The following is a 1,122-nucleotide window of genomic DNA, read 5'->3' on the forward strand; positions in this document are numbered from 1 at the left end:
TCTGGTTCAAACGAAGACAAAAAAGAATAAAACGTCTGTTTTTTGTCAACTACAAGAATGGATCTCTAGTTTGCCCAGCTATATCAAGGGTTTGTTTAAAGATTTAAGCTGCGAAAGTTGAGTAAGTGAGATTAAATACGTTAAGAATATTAAGAACATGAAGAATTGAAAGACGTCAAATAACATTAAATGATGTAAGAAATATGAGAGTAAATTCAGAGAAGTCAGATATTTCAGGTAACACCACATTCCTACTGAGGGCATTCGCCCTTGATCGCCAAGAAGGATATCTGAGAAGTGGAATCAGGCGATACATTCAACCAGCTAAGTCTGACGACCCGTTCCCTATGGTCACTTAAGCTGCTTGAACGTCAGGAATGCCAAACGTTATCTGAAATATCAGCAAGCAAAGATTAGGAGGAATTTACGATGAAACAGTTAAAATCATTAACAGTAACATTTATGATGTTTATACTTATCGCATGTACCAGCCAAACAAATGAAGAAGAAATAATAAAAAAGAATATAACAAGTTACTTAGCTGCTATTGAGTCAGGGACCATTTCTGAAATGATAAAATACGCTGATGATGTAAGATTTCCAAATAAACAAGATCAGAAAAATGAATATGAAAATATTCAAAATGACATTTCAGAAACTAGTCTTGAAAAACTGGTTAAAATCACGGAAACAGAATATCAAGCAATAATTAAATACAAACAAGATGATCGGGATTCTAGAGAGATCACTTTTCCTGTTATTAAGAAGGAGGATGGATGGAAGATTATTGTTGGCGAGGATATTAAGTGAATAAAGTCCTTGAAGGAAAATCGAAGAGGGCTGATACATCAGATAACATTGCATTCCTGCGTCGTCGCTGACGCTCCTAGGTCGCCAAGGGGGATTTCGAAGAAGTGAATTCAGGCGACACATTCAACCTGCTAAGTCTGACGACCCGGTGCTACGCACCTTAAGCTGCTTGAACGTCAGGAATGCGCGAACGTTACCTGAAATATCTGGGTTAAAGATGTATTAAGGGCATCAAAAAATTCATGATAGTGAAATGCAGGAAGAAATAATGGACAGAAGGTAAGGCATTAGAATAGAAGTAAAAGATCTAAA

General features: G+C 36.5%; 1 protein-coding gene. It reads left to right on the forward strand.

The window, feature by feature from the left end; genetic code table 11:
- Positions 1-429 precede the first annotated feature (429 nt).
- Positions 430-810 carry a hypothetical protein gene (locus AC1D7X_RS25780; RefSeq protein WP_495476437.1) on the forward strand — a complete coding sequence of 127 codons (381 nt, stop codon included), beginning with the start codon at positions 430-432 and terminating at the stop codon, positions 808-810.
- Positions 811-1,122 lie beyond the last annotated feature (312 nt).

It is taken from the genome of Paenibacillus sp. Y568, assembly GCF_059445545.1.